Consider the following 16,367-nt stretch of genomic DNA (forward strand, 5'->3'; position numbering starts at 1 on the left):
CAATGAGCAGTATTATTCATTTATTACCAGACCATGTTGCAAACCAAATCGCAGCAGGTGAAGTCGTTCAAAGACCAGCTTCTGTCGTTAAAGAACTTTTGGAAAATGCTGTAGATGCTGATGCAACATCCATAACTTTATTGGTAAAGGAAGGTGGTAAAACTTTGATACAAGTTATTGATAATGGCTCTGGTATGGGCGATACAGATGCAAGACTATCTTTTGAGCGACATGCAACTTCCAAAATTAATTCAGCTGAAGATTTATTTAGATTAAATACTAAAGGATTCAGGGGTGAGGCTCTAGCTTCTATTGCAGCTGTCTCACATGTAGAGATGAAAACTAAGACTGAAGATGAAGATCTGGGCTCTCATCTTGTTATTGAAGGGAGTAATATTGTAAAACAAGAACCTTGTGTAACACCAGTTGGAACTTCTTTATCTGTAAAAAATCTCTTTTTTAATATCCCAGCAAGACGTAACTTTCTAAAGTCTACAACAGTTGAGCAGAAGCATGTTATCGATGAATTCCAAAGAGTAGCTTTGGTTCATCCTTCTATTGCTTTTAAACTCAACCATAACGGAAGTGAACTTTTTAATCTTCCTGCAGCTAATCATCGACAACGTATAGTTGGCGTCATGGGAGCGAAGACCAATGAAAAGTTGGTTCCTGTAAAAGAAGAAACAGATTTAATAAAGTTGACTGGTTTTGTTGGAAAACCAGAATTTGCTAAGAAATCTCGTGGTGAACAATTTTTCTTCGTCAATGATAGATTTATAAAGCACCCATATCTTCACCATGCTGTTTCTAGTGCTTTTGAAGGTTTATTGAAAGATAAGGCATACCCATCATATTTTTTATACCTGCAAGTAGATCCTCAATCCATAGACATCAATATTCATCCTACTAAAACAGAGGTGAAATTTGACAATGAGCATGCTATTTATTCAATTTTACGAAGTAGTGTCAAACATAGCTTGGGTCAGTTTAATGTATCTCCAGTTTTAGACTTTAATAAAGATTCTAGTATGGATACTGATTATGTTCAGCATAAAACTGGAGCCAAAATTCCTTCAATAGATGTTGACAGGAATTTTAATCCTTTTGAATCTGAAAAAAAAGTAAGCAACTCTAATGCTAATACAAGTTCATTCAAATCAAAATCAACTGAAAACTGGGAGTCTTTGTATACGGAAACAGCTGATAATAATGATGACTTAATGAATATAGAAGTAGAAAGCGAGCCAGTTGCACCATCACTTTTTCAAGGACAAACACAAGTCCATCAATCCTCTGGAACTTTTCAACTTCAGCGAAAATATATTATAACCTCTACAAAATCTGAAATGCTCATCATAGATCAGCATCGGGCACATTTCAGAATTCTTTATGAAGAATTGCTTAAAAATATAACAGCTCAACCTGCTCTAAGCCAACAGCTTTTATTTCCTTTAAAACTGCGTTTAGATGCTAATGAAATGCGAGTATTCAAAATTTTGAAAGATGCACTAGTCAATGCTGGATTTTCAATCTCAGAATTCGGAGAAGATTTTGTAAAAATAAATGGAATTCCTAACAGATTGCCAGAAAGCGAAACTTCGATTTTACTAGATCAGCTTTTGTCTGATTTTGAAAATGACATACCTGATTCTGGTTTTGACCAAACCGATAGGCTTGCAAAATCACTAGCTCAAAGCATGGCCATAAAGAATGGAACAGTTTTGCAAAAAGAGGAACAAACAGAACTTGTAAATCTGTTATTTTCTTGTAAAGAACCAATGTTAACTCCTCTAAATCGATTAGTTTTCGTGAAACAGTCTGCTGCAGACTTCGACAAAAAATTTATGTAAATGGGAAGAATCACCGATACGGTAAAAGTCTTATTAATAGCTAATATTTTATTCTTTTTTGGAGCAAATTATTTAGGAGATTATGCCTATAAAATCTTCGCCTTGTGGTTTCCGGAAAATCCAAATTTTGGAATTTGGCAAATCATCACTCACATGTTTATGCATGGTGGGTTTTCACATATCTTGTTCAATATGTTTGCTTTATACATGTTTGGAAGTTTGCTAGAACAATATCTTGGCCAGAACAAATTCTTATTTATTTATTTTTCTGCAGGTTTAGGGGCTGCCGGCTTACAAATTCTATTTAGTTATATAGGTTTTAATAATGCTTACCAGGCATATATTGACGCGGGAGTAAGTTCTCAGGAAATTTCAAATATGTTTGAAAGTGTCCGAACTACAGGTGAATACAGAGTCTACTCTTCAATTCCCAAAGAAGTAAGCAATCAGCTATTCAGTAATTATCTAACACCTATGGTAGGTGCATCTGGCGCTATTTTTGGAATACTGGCAGCTTTTGCAGTTGTCTATCCCAACTTACCTCTATACATCATATTTGTTCCAATACCTATTAAAGCCAAATATTTAATCGGAGGTTATTTCTTATTAAACCTGTTTTCTGCAATAACTGGAGTAACTTTGCTTGGACCTTCCAATACAGCTTATTGGGCGCATATTGGTGGTGCAGTTATAGGTTTCATCACTATGTACTACTGGAAGAAGAATTCGTTTGATGCTAATAGATGGAATTGATATGGACTGGAAACAGAAATTAAGTTATAAATACAACACAGCGGATACCTTAGAAAAATTGATAGGTATTAATGTTGCATTGTTTTTACTCACCTTCGTTTTTAGAACTATAGGGTTTTTATTTCAAATACCAACAGACTTCTTTATAGAATGGTTAGTATTTCCCAAGAGTCTTATGGAGTATGCTTATAAGCCATGGACAATTATCACTTATGCATTTATGCATTCAGGGATTTTTCATATTTTATCCAATATGCTTATTCTATATTTTTCCGGAAAATTCTTTTTGACTTATTTTTCTGGGAAACGTATGTTGAATCTATATGTTCTTGGAGCTATTCTCGGTGCTTTAATATATACCTTAAGTTATAACTTATTACCAGCTTTTAGTGGTACCGGAAGATCTTATTTAATTGGCGCTTCAGCTTCTGTAATGGCCATTCTCGTAGCTACAGCAACTCAGGCACCTAACCTTCAGGTACGCTTATTCTTTTTAGGTAATCTCAAACTTTGGTGGATCGCTGCATTTTTAGTTGTTTTAGATATCATTCAAATACCAATATCCAATCCCGGAGGACACTTAGCTCACCTTGGTGGTTCTACAGTAGGGTATTTATACATTACTCAGTTAAAAAAGGGAAATGACATAGGTTCGTGGTTACAGACTATTACAGATTGGTTTATAGAATTTTTTCAGCCAAAGTCAAGAAAAAGTAATATGAAAACTGTTCATAAAAACACTAAGAAAAAACAGAGTTCATCAACAAGCAGGACAGATAAGCAGAAGAAAATTGATCAAATTTTAGAAAAAATCAGTAAAAGTGGTTATGATAGTCTCTCCAAAAAAGAGAAAGATTTTCTTTTTAAAGCCGGAAAAGACATGTAATTGTCATGAAAACTAGACTCAATTTTTTTCAAAAAGTAATTTTTTCATTCAATATATTTTTTGGAGTCTGTTTACTTGTTGCTTATATCTTACCTTTTGTACCGCCAAAACTGTCTGCATTTCTTTCGATTCTGAATCTAGGGCTACCTATTTTTATGCTCATCAATTTAATATTTGCAGTGTACTGGATTTTGAGGCTAAAGCTTCATTTTTTATTATCAACATTGCTTTTTCTTTCTGGTTTCTCATACTTAAGCAAAATTTTTGTTCTAAATAAGAGCTCCGAAGTTAACACAGAAAGCACTTTTAAAGTAATGAGTTACAATGTTCGTTTATTTAATGAGTATAATTGGATAAATGAAGACCGTGTTCCTGAGAAAATCTCCGAATTTATTTCTTCTGAATCTCCAGATATTGTAGCTTTTCAGGATTACTTAAAGGTCGATGGACTTAAGTTAAACGAATATCCTTATTTTTTTGAAAAGTTTAAAACTGAATCTTCAAAAATTGGAATTGCAATCTTTAGTAAACATAGAATCATAAAAAAAGGAACTATTGATTTTCCAAATACCCATAATAATGCAATATATGCAGATGTAGTCATGCGACAAGACACCTTAAGAATCTATGCAGTGCATCTTGAGTCGCTCAAAATCATCCCTGATGTAAATGCTCTCCAAAATGAAAACCATCAACAACTCATTAGCAGAGTAGGTAAATCTTTTGTAAAACAACAAGAACAAGCAAAGATGCTTACGGATAACTTTGAGTCAACACATCTTTCTAAAATAGTTTGCATAGACATGAATAATACGCCTTTTTCTTTTGTTGCAAGTAAAATTTTAGAGCATAACCTTAAAGATGCTTTTGTAGAATCTGGACAAGGCTTAGGTAAGACTTTCGATTTTGATTTTTTACCACTTAGAATTGATGCCATTTTCAATGAAGAAAACATTGAAAATATAAATTTTAAGAATTACGATTTAAAACTTTCAGATCACTATCCTATAATGGCAAGCTTTAAACTTTAACGAATAAGTTTTTGTGATTCTAAATAATTTAAAGCAGCTGGACCTTTATTAAATAAGAGATCGAGAATACTGAGGTTGGAAATGTACCCGTATTTGGATTGAAAAACTTGAATATATTCTTCAAATTCTGCCTTTTGTTTCCTTTTAGAATTAGTTAGATACCTCTGATCATCGTAACTTTCAGTTGTTAACTCAAAATTTTCAGTAAAACTGAAATCAAAGTCTAGACCTAGAGATTCAAAAACAATTTCCATACATTTCAAATTAAAATCCATTAGAAAGGTTGCTTTTTTTTCAAATAAAGGAACAAATTCATCTTCATAATATTCAAAAAAAGGAGATGTCCTGTATGCTGCTTCTAAAGATTTCCAGTGAAGACGCTGCCACTTGAAAGCATTTTCAATTTGTATATCTTTATATTTTTGATGTTTGTCCGTTTTTTTTTCTCGATGTTTAATTGGGACATTGAGTAAAAGTTTACCATTAGCTCCGTAAATATATTGCCGTGTTCTATAGGTTTGCTTTTGGTAATTGTCATGCTTTTCCATTACAATATTTTCAGATTGAGCAATAAAAGCATATAAATCTATAGGACCAAAGTAACTAGGATTTACGAGAAGTGGTTTCACAGTTTATTTTTTCTTTTTGATGAAATAATTATAACCGATAATAAGGACTAATCCTATCAAAAAATATACGAAATAGGAGGTAGGCTTACCTTCGCCGCCTACTGTAGTAAATAATCTTTCCCATCTAACTTTATCAATCAAGCCATTAGCATTTCCATCAAGACTCATCCAAATGAAAACTGGTTTACCAACTACATGATTTTGGGGGACATATCCCCAATAGCGACTATCTTCACTATTGTGACGGTTATCTCCCATCATCCAATAGTAGTCTTGTTTGAAAGTATATTCATTGATGGGTTTGCCATTAAGATATACCTGAGAATCTTTTACTTCAAGCTTATTATCAAATCCCATTTCAGATCCTTCATAAACTTCAATAATTCTTCTGTATAGTGAGAAACTCTCTAAATCAAGTTGAACAGTTTTCCCTGCTTTAGGAATATAAATCGGACCGAAGTTATCTCTGTTCCAATTTACCTTTCCGTTATTAGGGAAAATACCAGGGTCAGCTTTACCTTCTGGTGAAATTATGCGTTGAACTGACTTTACATTAGGATGATTTTTAAACTTAGCCAGATTCTCTGCAGTAATTGCATTGACTTGGTACAAGTCACGCTCTCTATCTACCCACTGTAAACCATCTGTGATTCCATATATTTCAACTAAGCTACGCATATTGAAACCCTGGCCTTTACCTTGAACTACATAAGAATATTGAGGTTTTGCTCTATCTGGGAGTTGGAGAGGGGAATTGTTGACATAAATTTTACCATCTATAATTTTTAAAGAATCTCCCGCAACACCTACAGCTCGTTTGACGTAATTTGATTTTTTATCTACAGGTTTATCGTAATGTTTACCAGATTTATCTCTAAACATTCTTACTGTGTCCACAGGCCAATTAAAGACAACAATATCATTACGCTGAACCTTTTGAAATCCGGGAAGTCTCAAATATGGTAATTGAGGTTTATTAGTGTATGATTTAACTCCCAAGCCAGGAATCGTATCATGAACCATAGGAAAAGAAACTGCTGTTTGAGGTAATCTAGCACCATAATGAAATTTGCTTACAAAGAGAAAATCACCAACTAACAATGTTTTTTCAAGAGATGAAGTTGGAATTGTAAATGGCTGCATGATATAAGTATGTACAATAGTGGCAGCAACAACAGCAAATAAAATTGAACTGACAAAATCTCCAGACTTCGACTTAGCTTTTAAACTTCTATCTTCAATGTATTCATGTTTAGTGAAATAGTTAATGTAGTAGGTATAAAACCCAAGTGTAAGGAGCTGTAAGATAGTGTCCTTTGTATCGTTTTTGCCAAAACTTCTAGCAGTTTCAACCCATATTACTGGGAACATTATCAAATTGACAATAGGAACAAAAATCAGAAAAACCCACCACCAAGGCCTGTTGATGATCTTAAATAAAATAATTGCATTATAAATAGGAATTGCAGCTTCCCACCACTTTCTTCCTGCACTTTGATATAATTTCCAAGTTCCAAAAAAGTGAATAACTTGAATTAATAATATAAAAAGTAATATATCTGTAAATGACATGAAAAGTGTTTTAATTAGGTGAGTTGAGTTGAAGGACATCTTTCATAGAATAAACACCTTCTTTTTGTTTTAAAATCCACTCAGCTGCAACAACAGCACCATGAGCGAATCCTTTTCGGGATTTTGCATTATGTGAAATAGAAATAGTATCAATATCAGAATCATAAGTCACATCATGATAGCCAAAAATTCCAGCTTCTCTTTCAGCTTCAATATCTATAGATGTTTCATCATTCTTTGGAGGATGATTCCATGATTTATAACTTGTTTCTTTGATAATTTGATCTGCCAAACTAATTGCTGTTCCACTAGGAGCATCCTTCTTTTCCAGATGATGAACTTCTTTTAGTTTAACTCCGTATTCATCGAGTCCAGACATCATTTTTGCTAAGTAGGAATTCAATTCAAAAAAAACATTTACGCCAACACTAAAATTGGAGGCATAAAGAAATCGACCAGACTCAGATTTACATTTATCAACGGCTTCGGTATATTTGTCTAGCCAGCCAGTTGTTCCAGATACTATAGCAACTCCATTCTCTAGACAACTAGTAATATTATTGAAGGCTGCTTCTGGAATACTAAAATCAATGGCAACATCAGCGTTTTTTAATTCATTAATATCTAGTTGTCCAGATGAAATATATACGATGTCATGATCCCTGGAAAGTGCAATTTCTTCAACAGTTTTACCCATTTTACCGTAACCTAGTATTGCAAGCTTCATTTAGTTAAATTTAAAATTCAAAGTTAAACCATAATCAACGTTTCCACTCAAATAATTCGGTTGAAAATTTGGTTTGAGAGAGAGATCTCTGGAGACATCAAATTGACGAAGGTGAGCATCAACATTAGCATCTACTATATTCAATAAATAAAATGCTACTGTTGCTAAAATTGCGAATTCTTTATTTTGTCTAAACTGCTTTTGTGCATTAATGAGCCCTTCATTCTCTAAGATATTCTGAAACTCGTCATCTGTAAATCCTGCAAGTCTTCGTTTATAAGCATCTCGATAACGATTATACTGACTGTCATTTTGAATTACTAAATATAAACTTGTACCTATACCAGCGTAAACTAACGGGATTTTCCAATAACTGCCATTATAAGCCTGACCTAAACCAGGTAATACAGCAGAATAAAAGGCTGATCTTGCTGGAGCTAGAGGATCATAAAGATCCAGCTTAAAAGCTTCTTTTGTGGAAATCATAGTTGTTCTCACTTCAAGACTATCTTGAACCTGTCCAAATGTGAGTAAAAACCCGCCTAATATGAATACAAGAGAGTAGAGAAAATTATGAGTCACCTTGTATTAATTTTTTAATTCTTTGAAAATCTTCATCGGAAGAAAAAGGAACGATGAGCTTACCATTTCCTTTTTTGTTTACTTTCAATTCAACTTTTGCACCAAAATAAGATGAAATTTGCTTTAGGGCTTTTTGTTTCTTTTCGTCAACTTTTGGCTCTTTTTTGTCTTTAGATTTTGAAGAATTATCTTGGATTCGCCTTACTAAGGCTTCTGTTTCTCTTACTGAAAGTTTATCTTTTAAAATTCTCTCATAGACTTGAAGTTGAATGTCAGTACTATCGATATTGATAAGTGCTCGACCATGCCCCATGCTTAAGAATCCATCTCTCATTCCTGTTTGGACAATAGGATCTAGCTTTAGTAGTCTTAGATAATTAGCAATAGTCGATCTATTCTTGCCAATTCTTTCACTCATTTCTTCTTGAGTCAAAGCAATTTCATCAATAAGTCTTTGATAAGATAGTGCAACCTCAATAGGGTCTAGGTCTTGACGCTGAATATTTTCTACAAGCGCCATTTCTAAAGACTCTTGGTCGTTGGCAATTCTTATATAAGCAGGAATGGTTTGTAAACCAACCATTTTAGAAGCTCTGTAACGACGTTCACCAGAAACTAATTGGTACTTGTTAAAGTCCAGCTTTCTTACAGTGATTGGCTGTATTACTCCTAGTTCTCTTATAGATGATGCCAGTTCTTTTAAAGCATCCTCATTAAAACTTGTTCTAGGTTGAAATGGATTAACTTCAATAGCCTCAAGGCTTAATTCTACGATGTTGCCAACCACCTTATCTGCATTCTTATCTTCAGCAGATTTGATGTCATTTTCTGGATCATTTAATAAGGCTGAAAGGCCTCTTCCTAAAGCTTTTTTCTTCGTCGTTTTCGCCATGAATCTAGTTTGACTTTTTAATAATTTCTTCAGCTAAACTTAAATAGTTATTTGCTCCTTTACTTGCAGCATCATATTTTATAATGCTTTCTCCATAACTAGGAGCTTCGCTTAAACGTACATTTCGTTGTATAATTGTCTCAAAAACCATGTCGCTAAAGTGTTTTTTGACTTCTTCAACCACTTGGTTGGATAAGCGTAATCTGGAGTCATACATTGTTAACAACAAACCTTCAATACTTAATTGTTGATTATGTATTTTCTGAACGCTTTTGATTGTATTTAATAATTTCCCGAGCCCTTCTAATGCAAAGTATTCACATTGAATAGGTATTAAAACTGAATCTGAAGCCGTAAGTGCATTCAGAGTAAGTAATCCTAAAGAGGGAGCGCAATCAATAAGAATATAATCAAATTTAGATTTAATAGGCATCAGAGCTTCTTTGAGCATGTACTCTCGGCGTTCCATGTCTACCAGTTCAAGCTCAATTGCTACGAGGTCTATATGAGAAGGAATCAACTCTAAATTTGGAGAATCTGTTTCCATGATAGCTTCTTCAGCATTTTTAGTGTGTTCCAAAAGCTGATATGTACCAATTTCTACAGTTTCTATATCAATTCCCAATCCTGAAGTTGCGTTAGCTTGAGGATCTGCATCGATTAGAAGTACTTTTTTCTCCAATACACCTAATGCTGCAGCCAGGTTAACGGCTGTCGTGGTCTTACCAACACCACCTTTTTGGTTTGCAATCGAAATTATTTTACCCATTAAAAGTTATGAATTACGAGTTGTAAAATTACAATTATTTATGGCATAAGATTATGCCTTCAAATCTTTGTGAAAATTAAGAAAATTTCTAGCTCTTTTTTTGAGAACGAATCATTTGCTCCAATTGATCCCACATTTCAGGAGTGACCTGCTCAAGAAGATTAAACTGTCCTGCACCTTTCAACCACTCTCCACCATCAATAGTTATAACTTCCCCATTGAGATATTGGGCAAAATCTGAAACTAAATATGCAGCTAAGTTTGCTAATTCTTGGTGATCGCCAACTCTTTTAAGAGGAACTTTCTTAGCTAAATCAAACTTCTCTTTCAGTTCTCCTGGAAGTAATCTATCCCAGGCACCTTTGGTTGGAAATGGGCCTGGAGCAATTGCGTTAAATCGGATTCCATATTTTGCCCACTCTACGGCCAGTGATCTGGTCATGGCTAGTACTCCTGCTTTTGCTGTAGCACTAGGAACTACAAATGCAGAACCAGTCCAGGCATAAGTAGTTACGATATTAAGCACAGTTTTGTTAGTTTGATGTTTGTCAATCCAATATTTTCCTAAAGCTAAAGTACAGTTCTTGGAACCTTTTAAAACAATGTCTATAATGGTATCAAATGCATTTGCAGACAATCTTTCGGTGGGAGAAATGAAATTTCCTGCAGCATTATTAAGCAAAACATCAACTTCTCCAAAAGCTTCATGCGCTTTATCAATCATACTTTCTACTTCCTCGTAATGTCTTACATCACACTGTACAGGCAGGCATTTCCCTCCTGTTTCTTCTTCCAGAGCTGCTGCAGTTGTCTTTAGTTTATCCAGATTTCTACTTGTGATAACTACGTTTGCACCTAGCTCCAAAAAGTAGCTAGTCATAGATTTGCCTAAACCACTTCCTCCTCCAGTTACAATTATAGTTTTGCCTTTTAGGGCATCATCACGTAACATTTTTCTTTTAAAATCCATCAGATATTTTTTTTCAATTTACAAATTAATGTTTCAAAGTCAAGTATTCGAGTAAATCAATTATTTAGTAGCTTAAAGATAAAATTATAAAAAAGATCAAAGCTAAAGCGAAAGTGCTTAGAGCTACTTTTTTAAGTTCAGGGTCCAGTTTTTTTGGATCCTTATAATTAATAATTTTCTTTAAATGAAAGACTAAAGGAACAAAAGCTAATAAAGAAGCATAGATTAGAAATAGATTTTGATTGAACTTTACAATGATATAAACAAGAAGACTTACAAAAGCTCCAGCAATTAGCCTAATGTGATAAGCTTTAGCAAACTTTTTTCCATTGATGACTACGAGGGTTTTTTTGTTTGCATTTCTATCGCTGTTTTCATCTCTCATATTATTAAGATTGAGTACAGCACTACTTAAAAATCCTATACTCATAGCTGGAAGAAGAAGCAAAAAATCAATTTGCTGGGTCATCAAAAAATTAACTCCAATAACACTTACAAGTCCAAAAAAAATAAAAACAAATATATCTCCAAGACCTTTATAACCATAGGCAGAATCGCCAACTGTATATTTTATAGCTGCTATAATTGCTGAAGCTCCTAAAAAAATGAATAACAAACTCAAAACAAAATTATCCTTACCTAAGCTTGTATATATCAAGGCAGCTGCAAATAAAGCTGTAATCACGGATGTTAAGATAATTCCTTTTTTCATCTCTTTATCTGTAATTATCCCGCTCTGTAGAGCCCTCATTGGACCTATTCGCTCATCATTATCGGTTCCTTTTACACCATCTCCGTAGTCGTTGGCAAAATTGGAAAGGATTTGCAATCCTAGAGTGGTAGCCATAGCTAACCAAAATATTCCAGATTCAAATTGATTGGATGGAAAAGCCAAAGCAGAGCCTACCAAAATTCCAGATAATGAAAGTGGTAATGTGCGTAAACGCGCTGCAGAAATCCAAGCTGAGAGTTTACTCATACTCTTAAATTCCTGTATAATTAGACGGCGTGATAGCTCTTAATTCAGCTTTTACGGAATCAGAAACTTCAAGCGAATCTATAAAAGTAGAAATACTTTCCTCATTTATTTTTGAATTGGTTCTTGTCAAACCTTTTAAAGCTTCGTAAGGATTTTTAAAACCCTCACGTCTCAAGATTGTTTGAATTGCTTCTGCTACAACAGCCCAGTTATCGTTGAGATCTTTTTCAATCTTGCTCGAGTTCAATACTAATTTATCAAGTCCTTTAGCTGTAGACTGTAGAGCGATAAGCATATGTCCTATTGGAACACCAATATTCCTGAGAACTGTACTATCCGTGAGATCTCTTTGAAGTCGACTTATAGGTAATTTTGCTGAAAGGTGTTCTAGTAAAGCATTTGCAATGCCTAGATTACCTTCAGAATTTTCAAAATCAATAGGATTCACTTTATGTGGCATCGCAGACGATCCAACTTCTCCTTTTTTAATTTTTTGTTTGAAATAATCCATAGAGACATAACTCCAGATGTCTTTATCAAAATCCAATAAAATCGTATTGATACGCTTCATGGCATCAAATGTGGAGGCCATATTGTCGTAATGTTCAATTTGGGTAGTAGGGAAGGAGTGCTTTAATTTTAAGCGTTTTTCTACAAATTCTTTTCCAAAATCCCTCCAGTTAATTTCAGGGTACGCTACTTTATGAGCGTTAAAGTTTCCTGTTGCACCACCAAATTTAGCAGAAGCAGGAACAGCAATAAGCTGACTTAACTGCTCTTGAAGTCTTACTGTAAAAACTTCAAATTCTTTACCCAATCGGGTAGGAGAAGCAGGTTGTCCATGAGTTCTTGCAAGCATAGGTACTTTAGACCATTCCCTCGCTTTCTCACCGATTTTAGTGATCACCTTTTCTAATTCAGGAATATAAACTTCATGAATAGCTTCAAGCAAGCTAAGCGGAACCGCTGTGTTGTTGATGTCTTGAGAAGTCAAGCCAAAGTGAATAAATTCTTTTGAGGTTCTTAAATCCAAATGATCCATTCGTTCTTTTATGAAGTACTCAACTGCTTTTACATCGTGATTGGTGACTTTTTCTATCGATTTGATATGTTCTGCGTCATCAAGGTTTAAATCCAAATAAATAGAACGCAAACTTGGATACAGAGAACTATCAACATTTTTTAATTGAGGAAGCGGTAGTTCACACAATGCAATGAAATATTCGATTTCTACTCTTACTCTGTATTTAATTAAAGCATGCTCACTAAAGTAATGCTTTAAAGATTTTGTTTTGGAAGAGTAACGTCCGTCAATAGGGGAAATGGCGTCAAGCGAATTCATGTACTGAGATTTAATTTCGCTAGCAAATATAAGCTTTCATCAGCATTTTTTTAAGTAAAAAGGATTTACTTTTAGACTTCAAACTTCTTCTGAATCTATTTAAGTTAACTTAAATCCAGTAGTTTTTTTACTACTTTTTCTACTCCTGTTGTAGCTTTTTCAGCAATAATATTAGTACTATTTGATTCTGAAATGGAAGGATCTGGATCGACAAAATAAATAGGAGTATGTTCCGGAGCAAAATCTATAAGTCCGGCAGCAGGATAAACCTGCATAGATGTTCCTATAATAATGATGATATCAGTTTTTTTGATAATGTCTATAGCTTTGTCCATCATAGGAACAGCTTCACCAAACCATACCACATGAGGTCTCAATTGATGCTCTTCTTCATTGACATGCCCAGGAAGTATATCTTCAGTCCAGTCATAAATCAAAGCTTCATCCTTTACACTTCTTGCTTTCATGAGTTCACCATGAAGATGTGTAATACTGGAACTACCTGCTCTTTCATGAAGGTCATCAACATTCTGGGTAATGATATCTACTTTATATTGCTTTTCAAGATCAACTAAAGGTTTGTGAGCCTGATTGGGGAGAACAGATTTTAACTGTTTCCTTCTTTGATTGTAAAAATCTAAAACTAATTTTGGATTTTGTTCAAATCCTTGTGGTGTTGCAACTCGCATCACATCGTGTCCTTCCCAAAGACCATCATGATCTCTGAAAGTTTTTACGCCACTCTCTGCGCTTATTCCTGCTCCAGTAAGTACGCTTATGTGTTTCAAAGGTTATCGGTTTATTGCTCTATATTCTTCGTAGCAACTGCTTATAGCATCTAGAACTTGTAGGTCGTTTGCTGTAGTGATAAAGTCTCTGGAATAATTGCATCTATCCAAAACTTGATCGATATCATCTTTATTTATTTGGAGTACTGCTGAAAGTGTTTCTCTGTCATATTTATCTTGTAGAATATCTTTAATGCTTTCGTTCATTTTCATCTTACGTAAACGTCGCATTTGCTGATCTTTTTTACTGAAGGTTTTGTAGAGTAAATCAGCAGGATTAGAAATGGATTGTAATACTTTTGAAATGGCACTGTTTTGATAATTCCCGCCTTCGTAGGCGTAATCTAAACCAGATATACTGTATCTGTAATTATCGTAAATAGGAATGTTTTGTGCATCTATTTCTAGATATCCTGTAAGCTGAACTTCTTTTAGTTTAACTTCTTGCAGAGCAATTGCAGATTCTGTCATTTTGATCTTGACATCTCCAAACTTTACCCAGTCATCAGTAATTTCAACTTGAATAGATCTATAACCAAGGTAAGATAGATATAAAGTATCGTTTATTCTTGCTTTGACTTTGAATTCACCTTCTTTATTTGTTGTGGAACCTTTAACTGTGTTAATATTTACAATATTAACGTTTTCTAAAGGCTTATCATTCGCTGCATTCATTACAACTCCTGTAATGATCTCTAAATCTTCATCTTGACTCCAGCTAGTAATTGAAATCAGAGAAAGGCAAATAAATATAAATAAGTGTTTATAATCCATATTTTAAAAATAGTCATTTCGATACAATAAGCTTATATCGAAATGACTTTTTAGAACTTTATTTAGTTTTTATTTCTTCTTCTTTCGAAAGAACTTTTTACGCTAGATCCACCAGATTTTTTTCCTTTAAAATCTGATGATTTATTTTTATCAAAACGTTTTCTAGGCTTACGATCACCACGATCACGGCCTCCACCGCCACCTTTTCTACCACCACCACTTTTTTGGTCTTTGGTGATTTCAACATTGACGTGTCTTCCTTTTAGCATAAATGTATCAAATGTACTTTGTACTTTTTCAACATCATCAGTAGGAACGTTAAAGAATGAAAATGTATTTTTCACATCAACTTTAGCTACGCCGTCACGGTCTAGATTCAATTGCTCTTTTAAGAAATCTTTTAAAGACATCCAGTTGAAACCGTCTTTTTCACCAATATTGATAAAGAAACGCGTTTCATCACCATAATCTTTTCCAGAAGAATATGCTTCATCTGCAGAATGTTGGGTGATTTTAGGAGCATTTTTGTAGTAATTGTGGAATCTTGTAAACTCTACAGAGAAGAATTTTTTAATGATATCTTCTTTACTCAAGTCTTCAAACTGAGCTTCCAGGTCTGGAATAAAAGAATCTATCTCAGGGTTAATTTTTGTAGTCTTAATTTCATCTGCAAGGTGAAATAACTGGCGTTTACAAATTTCATCTCCTGAAGGTAATTCTTCCTGAGTGAATTTCTGACCGATTATTTTTTCAACTTGACGAATCTTTCTAACCTCACTTTTAGTGACAATAACCAAAGATTTTCCTTCTTTTCCTGCACGACCAGTCCTTCCACTACGGTGAGTGTAAGTTTCGATTTCGTCTGGGAGTTGGTAATTGATCACGTGAGTAATGTCATCCACATCAATTCCACGGGCAGCAACGTCAGTTGCTACAAGCATCTGGATTTGTTTCTTTCTGAAACTGTTCATTACCATATCTCTTTGAGCTTGGCTCAAATCACCGTGAAGTGCGGAAGCACTGTAGCCATCTTCAATAAGCTTCTCAGCTACTTTTTGAGTATCTCTTTTGGTTCTGCAAAAGATCACTGCATAAATATCTGGATTGGCATCTACTACACGTTTAACTGCGCTGTAGCGATCACGACCTCCTACTATGAAGTATTCGTGACTTACAGATTTTGTAGAGATATTCTTTTGTCCAACAGTAATTTCTTTTGGACTTTTCATGAATTTTTTAGCAATCATCGATACCTCTTTTGGCATCGTTGCGCTAAATAACCATGTATTTTTTTGATCTGAAGAATGGGAAAGGATTTCTTTGATGTCTTCAAAGAATCCCATATTTAACATTTCATCAGCTTCATCAAGGATACAAATGTTGATGTTGGAAATGTCGATAATGTTTCTTTGGATCATATCTTTCATACGTCCAGGAGTTGCTACAATAATTTGTGCACCTCTCTTTATTTGCTTTGCTTGATCAGTAATGCTTGCACCACCGTAAACCGCAACAGTGTTGAGATTTTGATAGTATTTTGCATACTGTTTTAGCTCGTTGGTAATTTGCATACACAACTCACGCGTTGGAGAAAGAATTAAACCTTGTGTTTTTTTAGAATTAAGGTCGATATTCTGAATTAATGGAAAACCAAATGCTGCGGTTTTTCCTGTACCTGTTTGGGCTAGCGCTACCATGTCGGTAGGCTCTTCGAGTAAGATAGGAATCGTTTGTTCCTGTACTTCACTCGGGGACTCAAATCCCAAATCTTCAATTGCTTTTAAGATTTCGGGGCTTAAGCCTAATGATTCAAATGTAGTCAT

Annotated in this window: 16 protein-coding genes; 4 read left to right on the forward strand and 12 right to left on the reverse strand. The window is 34.3% G+C overall.

The window, feature by feature from the left end:
- Window positions 1–2 precede the first annotated feature (2 nt).
- From mutL to ACFQ0R_RS01145, 4 genes are all read left to right on the forward strand, one after another.
- Window positions 3–1,850, forward strand: coding sequence for a DNA mismatch repair endonuclease MutL (mutL, locus tag ACFQ0R_RS01130; protein ID WP_379656530.1), 1,848 nt, complete (start codon window positions 3–5; stop codon window positions 1,848–1,850).
- Window positions 1,851–2,603 carry a rhomboid family intramembrane serine protease gene (locus ACFQ0R_RS01135; RefSeq protein WP_379656531.1) on the forward strand — a complete coding sequence of 251 codons (753 nt, stop codon included), beginning with the start codon at window positions 1,851–1,853 and terminating at the stop codon, window positions 2,601–2,603.
- 1 nt (window position 2,604) lies between these two features.
- Window positions 2,605–3,489 (forward strand): rhomboid family intramembrane serine protease, encoded by an 885-nt coding sequence (locus tag ACFQ0R_RS01140; protein WP_379656579.1) that lies wholly within the window; start codon window positions 2,605–2,607, stop codon window positions 3,487–3,489.
- 314 nt (window positions 3,490–3,803) lie between these two features.
- Window positions 3,804–4,520, forward strand: coding sequence for an endonuclease/exonuclease/phosphatase family protein (locus ACFQ0R_RS01145; RefSeq protein WP_379656532.1), 717 nt, complete (start codon window positions 3,804–3,806; stop codon window positions 4,518–4,520).
- Here ACFQ0R_RS01145 and ACFQ0R_RS01150 read toward each other — a convergent pair.
- The 12 genes from ACFQ0R_RS01150 to ACFQ0R_RS01205 form a co-directional block, all read right to left on the reverse strand.
- Entirely contained in the window at window positions 4,517–5,149 is a 633-nt protein-coding gene (locus ACFQ0R_RS01150) for a WbqC family protein (RefSeq protein WP_379656533.1), read from the reverse strand. The two genes, ACFQ0R_RS01145 and ACFQ0R_RS01150, sit on opposite strands and share 4 nt — an antisense overlap.
- A gap of 3 nt (window positions 5,150–5,152) precedes the next feature.
- The gene (gene lepB, locus ACFQ0R_RS01155) at window positions 5,153–6,721 is read right to left on the reverse strand and encodes a signal peptidase I (RefSeq protein WP_379656534.1); all 1,569 of its coding nucleotides are present in this window, start codon (window positions 6,719–6,721) and stop codon (window positions 5,153–5,155) included.
- Between the two features lie 10 nt (window positions 6,722–6,731).
- Complete coding sequence (gene dapB, locus ACFQ0R_RS01160) at window positions 6,732–7,448, reverse strand: 4-hydroxy-tetrahydrodipicolinate reductase (RefSeq protein WP_379656535.1); 717 nt, start codon at window positions 7,446–7,448, stop codon at window positions 6,732–6,734.
- Window positions 7,449–8,030 carry a DUF5683 domain-containing protein gene (locus ACFQ0R_RS01165; RefSeq protein ID WP_379656536.1) on the reverse strand — a complete coding sequence of 194 codons (582 nt, stop codon included), beginning with the start codon at window positions 8,028–8,030 and terminating at the stop codon, window positions 7,449–7,451.
- Window positions 8,020–8,922 carry a ParB/RepB/Spo0J family partition protein gene (locus ACFQ0R_RS01170; RefSeq protein ID WP_379656537.1) on the reverse strand — a complete coding sequence of 301 codons (903 nt, stop codon included), beginning with the start codon at window positions 8,920–8,922 and terminating at the stop codon, window positions 8,020–8,022. The genes ACFQ0R_RS01165 and ACFQ0R_RS01170 overlap by 11 nt, the downstream gene beginning before the upstream one ends.
- Window positions 8,923–8,926: 4 nt before the next feature.
- Complete coding sequence (locus ACFQ0R_RS01175) at window positions 8,927–9,691, reverse strand: ParA family protein (RefSeq protein WP_379656538.1); 765 nt, start codon at window positions 9,689–9,691, stop codon at window positions 8,927–8,929.
- 88 nt (window positions 9,692–9,779) lie between these two features.
- On the reverse strand, window positions 9,780–10,661 hold the full coding sequence (locus ACFQ0R_RS01180; RefSeq protein WP_379656539.1) for an SDR family oxidoreductase: 882 nt from the start codon (window positions 10,659–10,661) through the stop codon (window positions 9,780–9,782).
- Between the two features lie 64 nt (window positions 10,662–10,725).
- Window positions 10,726–11,640 (reverse strand): 1,4-dihydroxy-2-naphthoate octaprenyltransferase, encoded by a 915-nt coding sequence (gene menA, locus ACFQ0R_RS01185; RefSeq protein ID WP_379656540.1) that lies wholly within the window; start codon window positions 11,638–11,640, stop codon window positions 10,726–10,728.
- Between the two features lie 4 nt (window positions 11,641–11,644).
- A complete protein-coding gene (gene purB / locus ACFQ0R_RS01190; protein ID WP_379656541.1) occupies window positions 11,645–12,982 on the reverse strand; it encodes an adenylosuccinate lyase in 1,338 nt (445 codons plus the stop codon).
- 104 nt (window positions 12,983–13,086) lie between these two features.
- The gene (locus ACFQ0R_RS01195) at window positions 13,087–13,770 is read right to left on the reverse strand and encodes a Sir2 family NAD-dependent protein deacetylase (RefSeq protein WP_379656542.1); all 684 of its coding nucleotides are present in this window, start codon (window positions 13,768–13,770) and stop codon (window positions 13,087–13,089) included.
- A gap of 3 nt (window positions 13,771–13,773) precedes the next feature.
- Window positions 13,774–14,544, reverse strand: coding sequence for a carboxypeptidase-like regulatory domain-containing protein (locus ACFQ0R_RS01200; protein WP_379656543.1), 771 nt, complete (start codon window positions 14,542–14,544; stop codon window positions 13,774–13,776).
- 62 nt (window positions 14,545–14,606) lie between these two features.
- Entirely contained in the window at window positions 14,607–16,367 is a 1,761-nt protein-coding gene (locus ACFQ0R_RS01205; RefSeq protein ID WP_379656544.1) for a DEAD/DEAH box helicase, read from the reverse strand.

The organism is Psychroflexus salinarum, from assembly GCF_042677225.1.
GTDB lineage: Bacteria > Bacteroidota > Bacteroidia > Flavobacteriales > Flavobacteriaceae > Psychroflexus > Psychroflexus salinarum.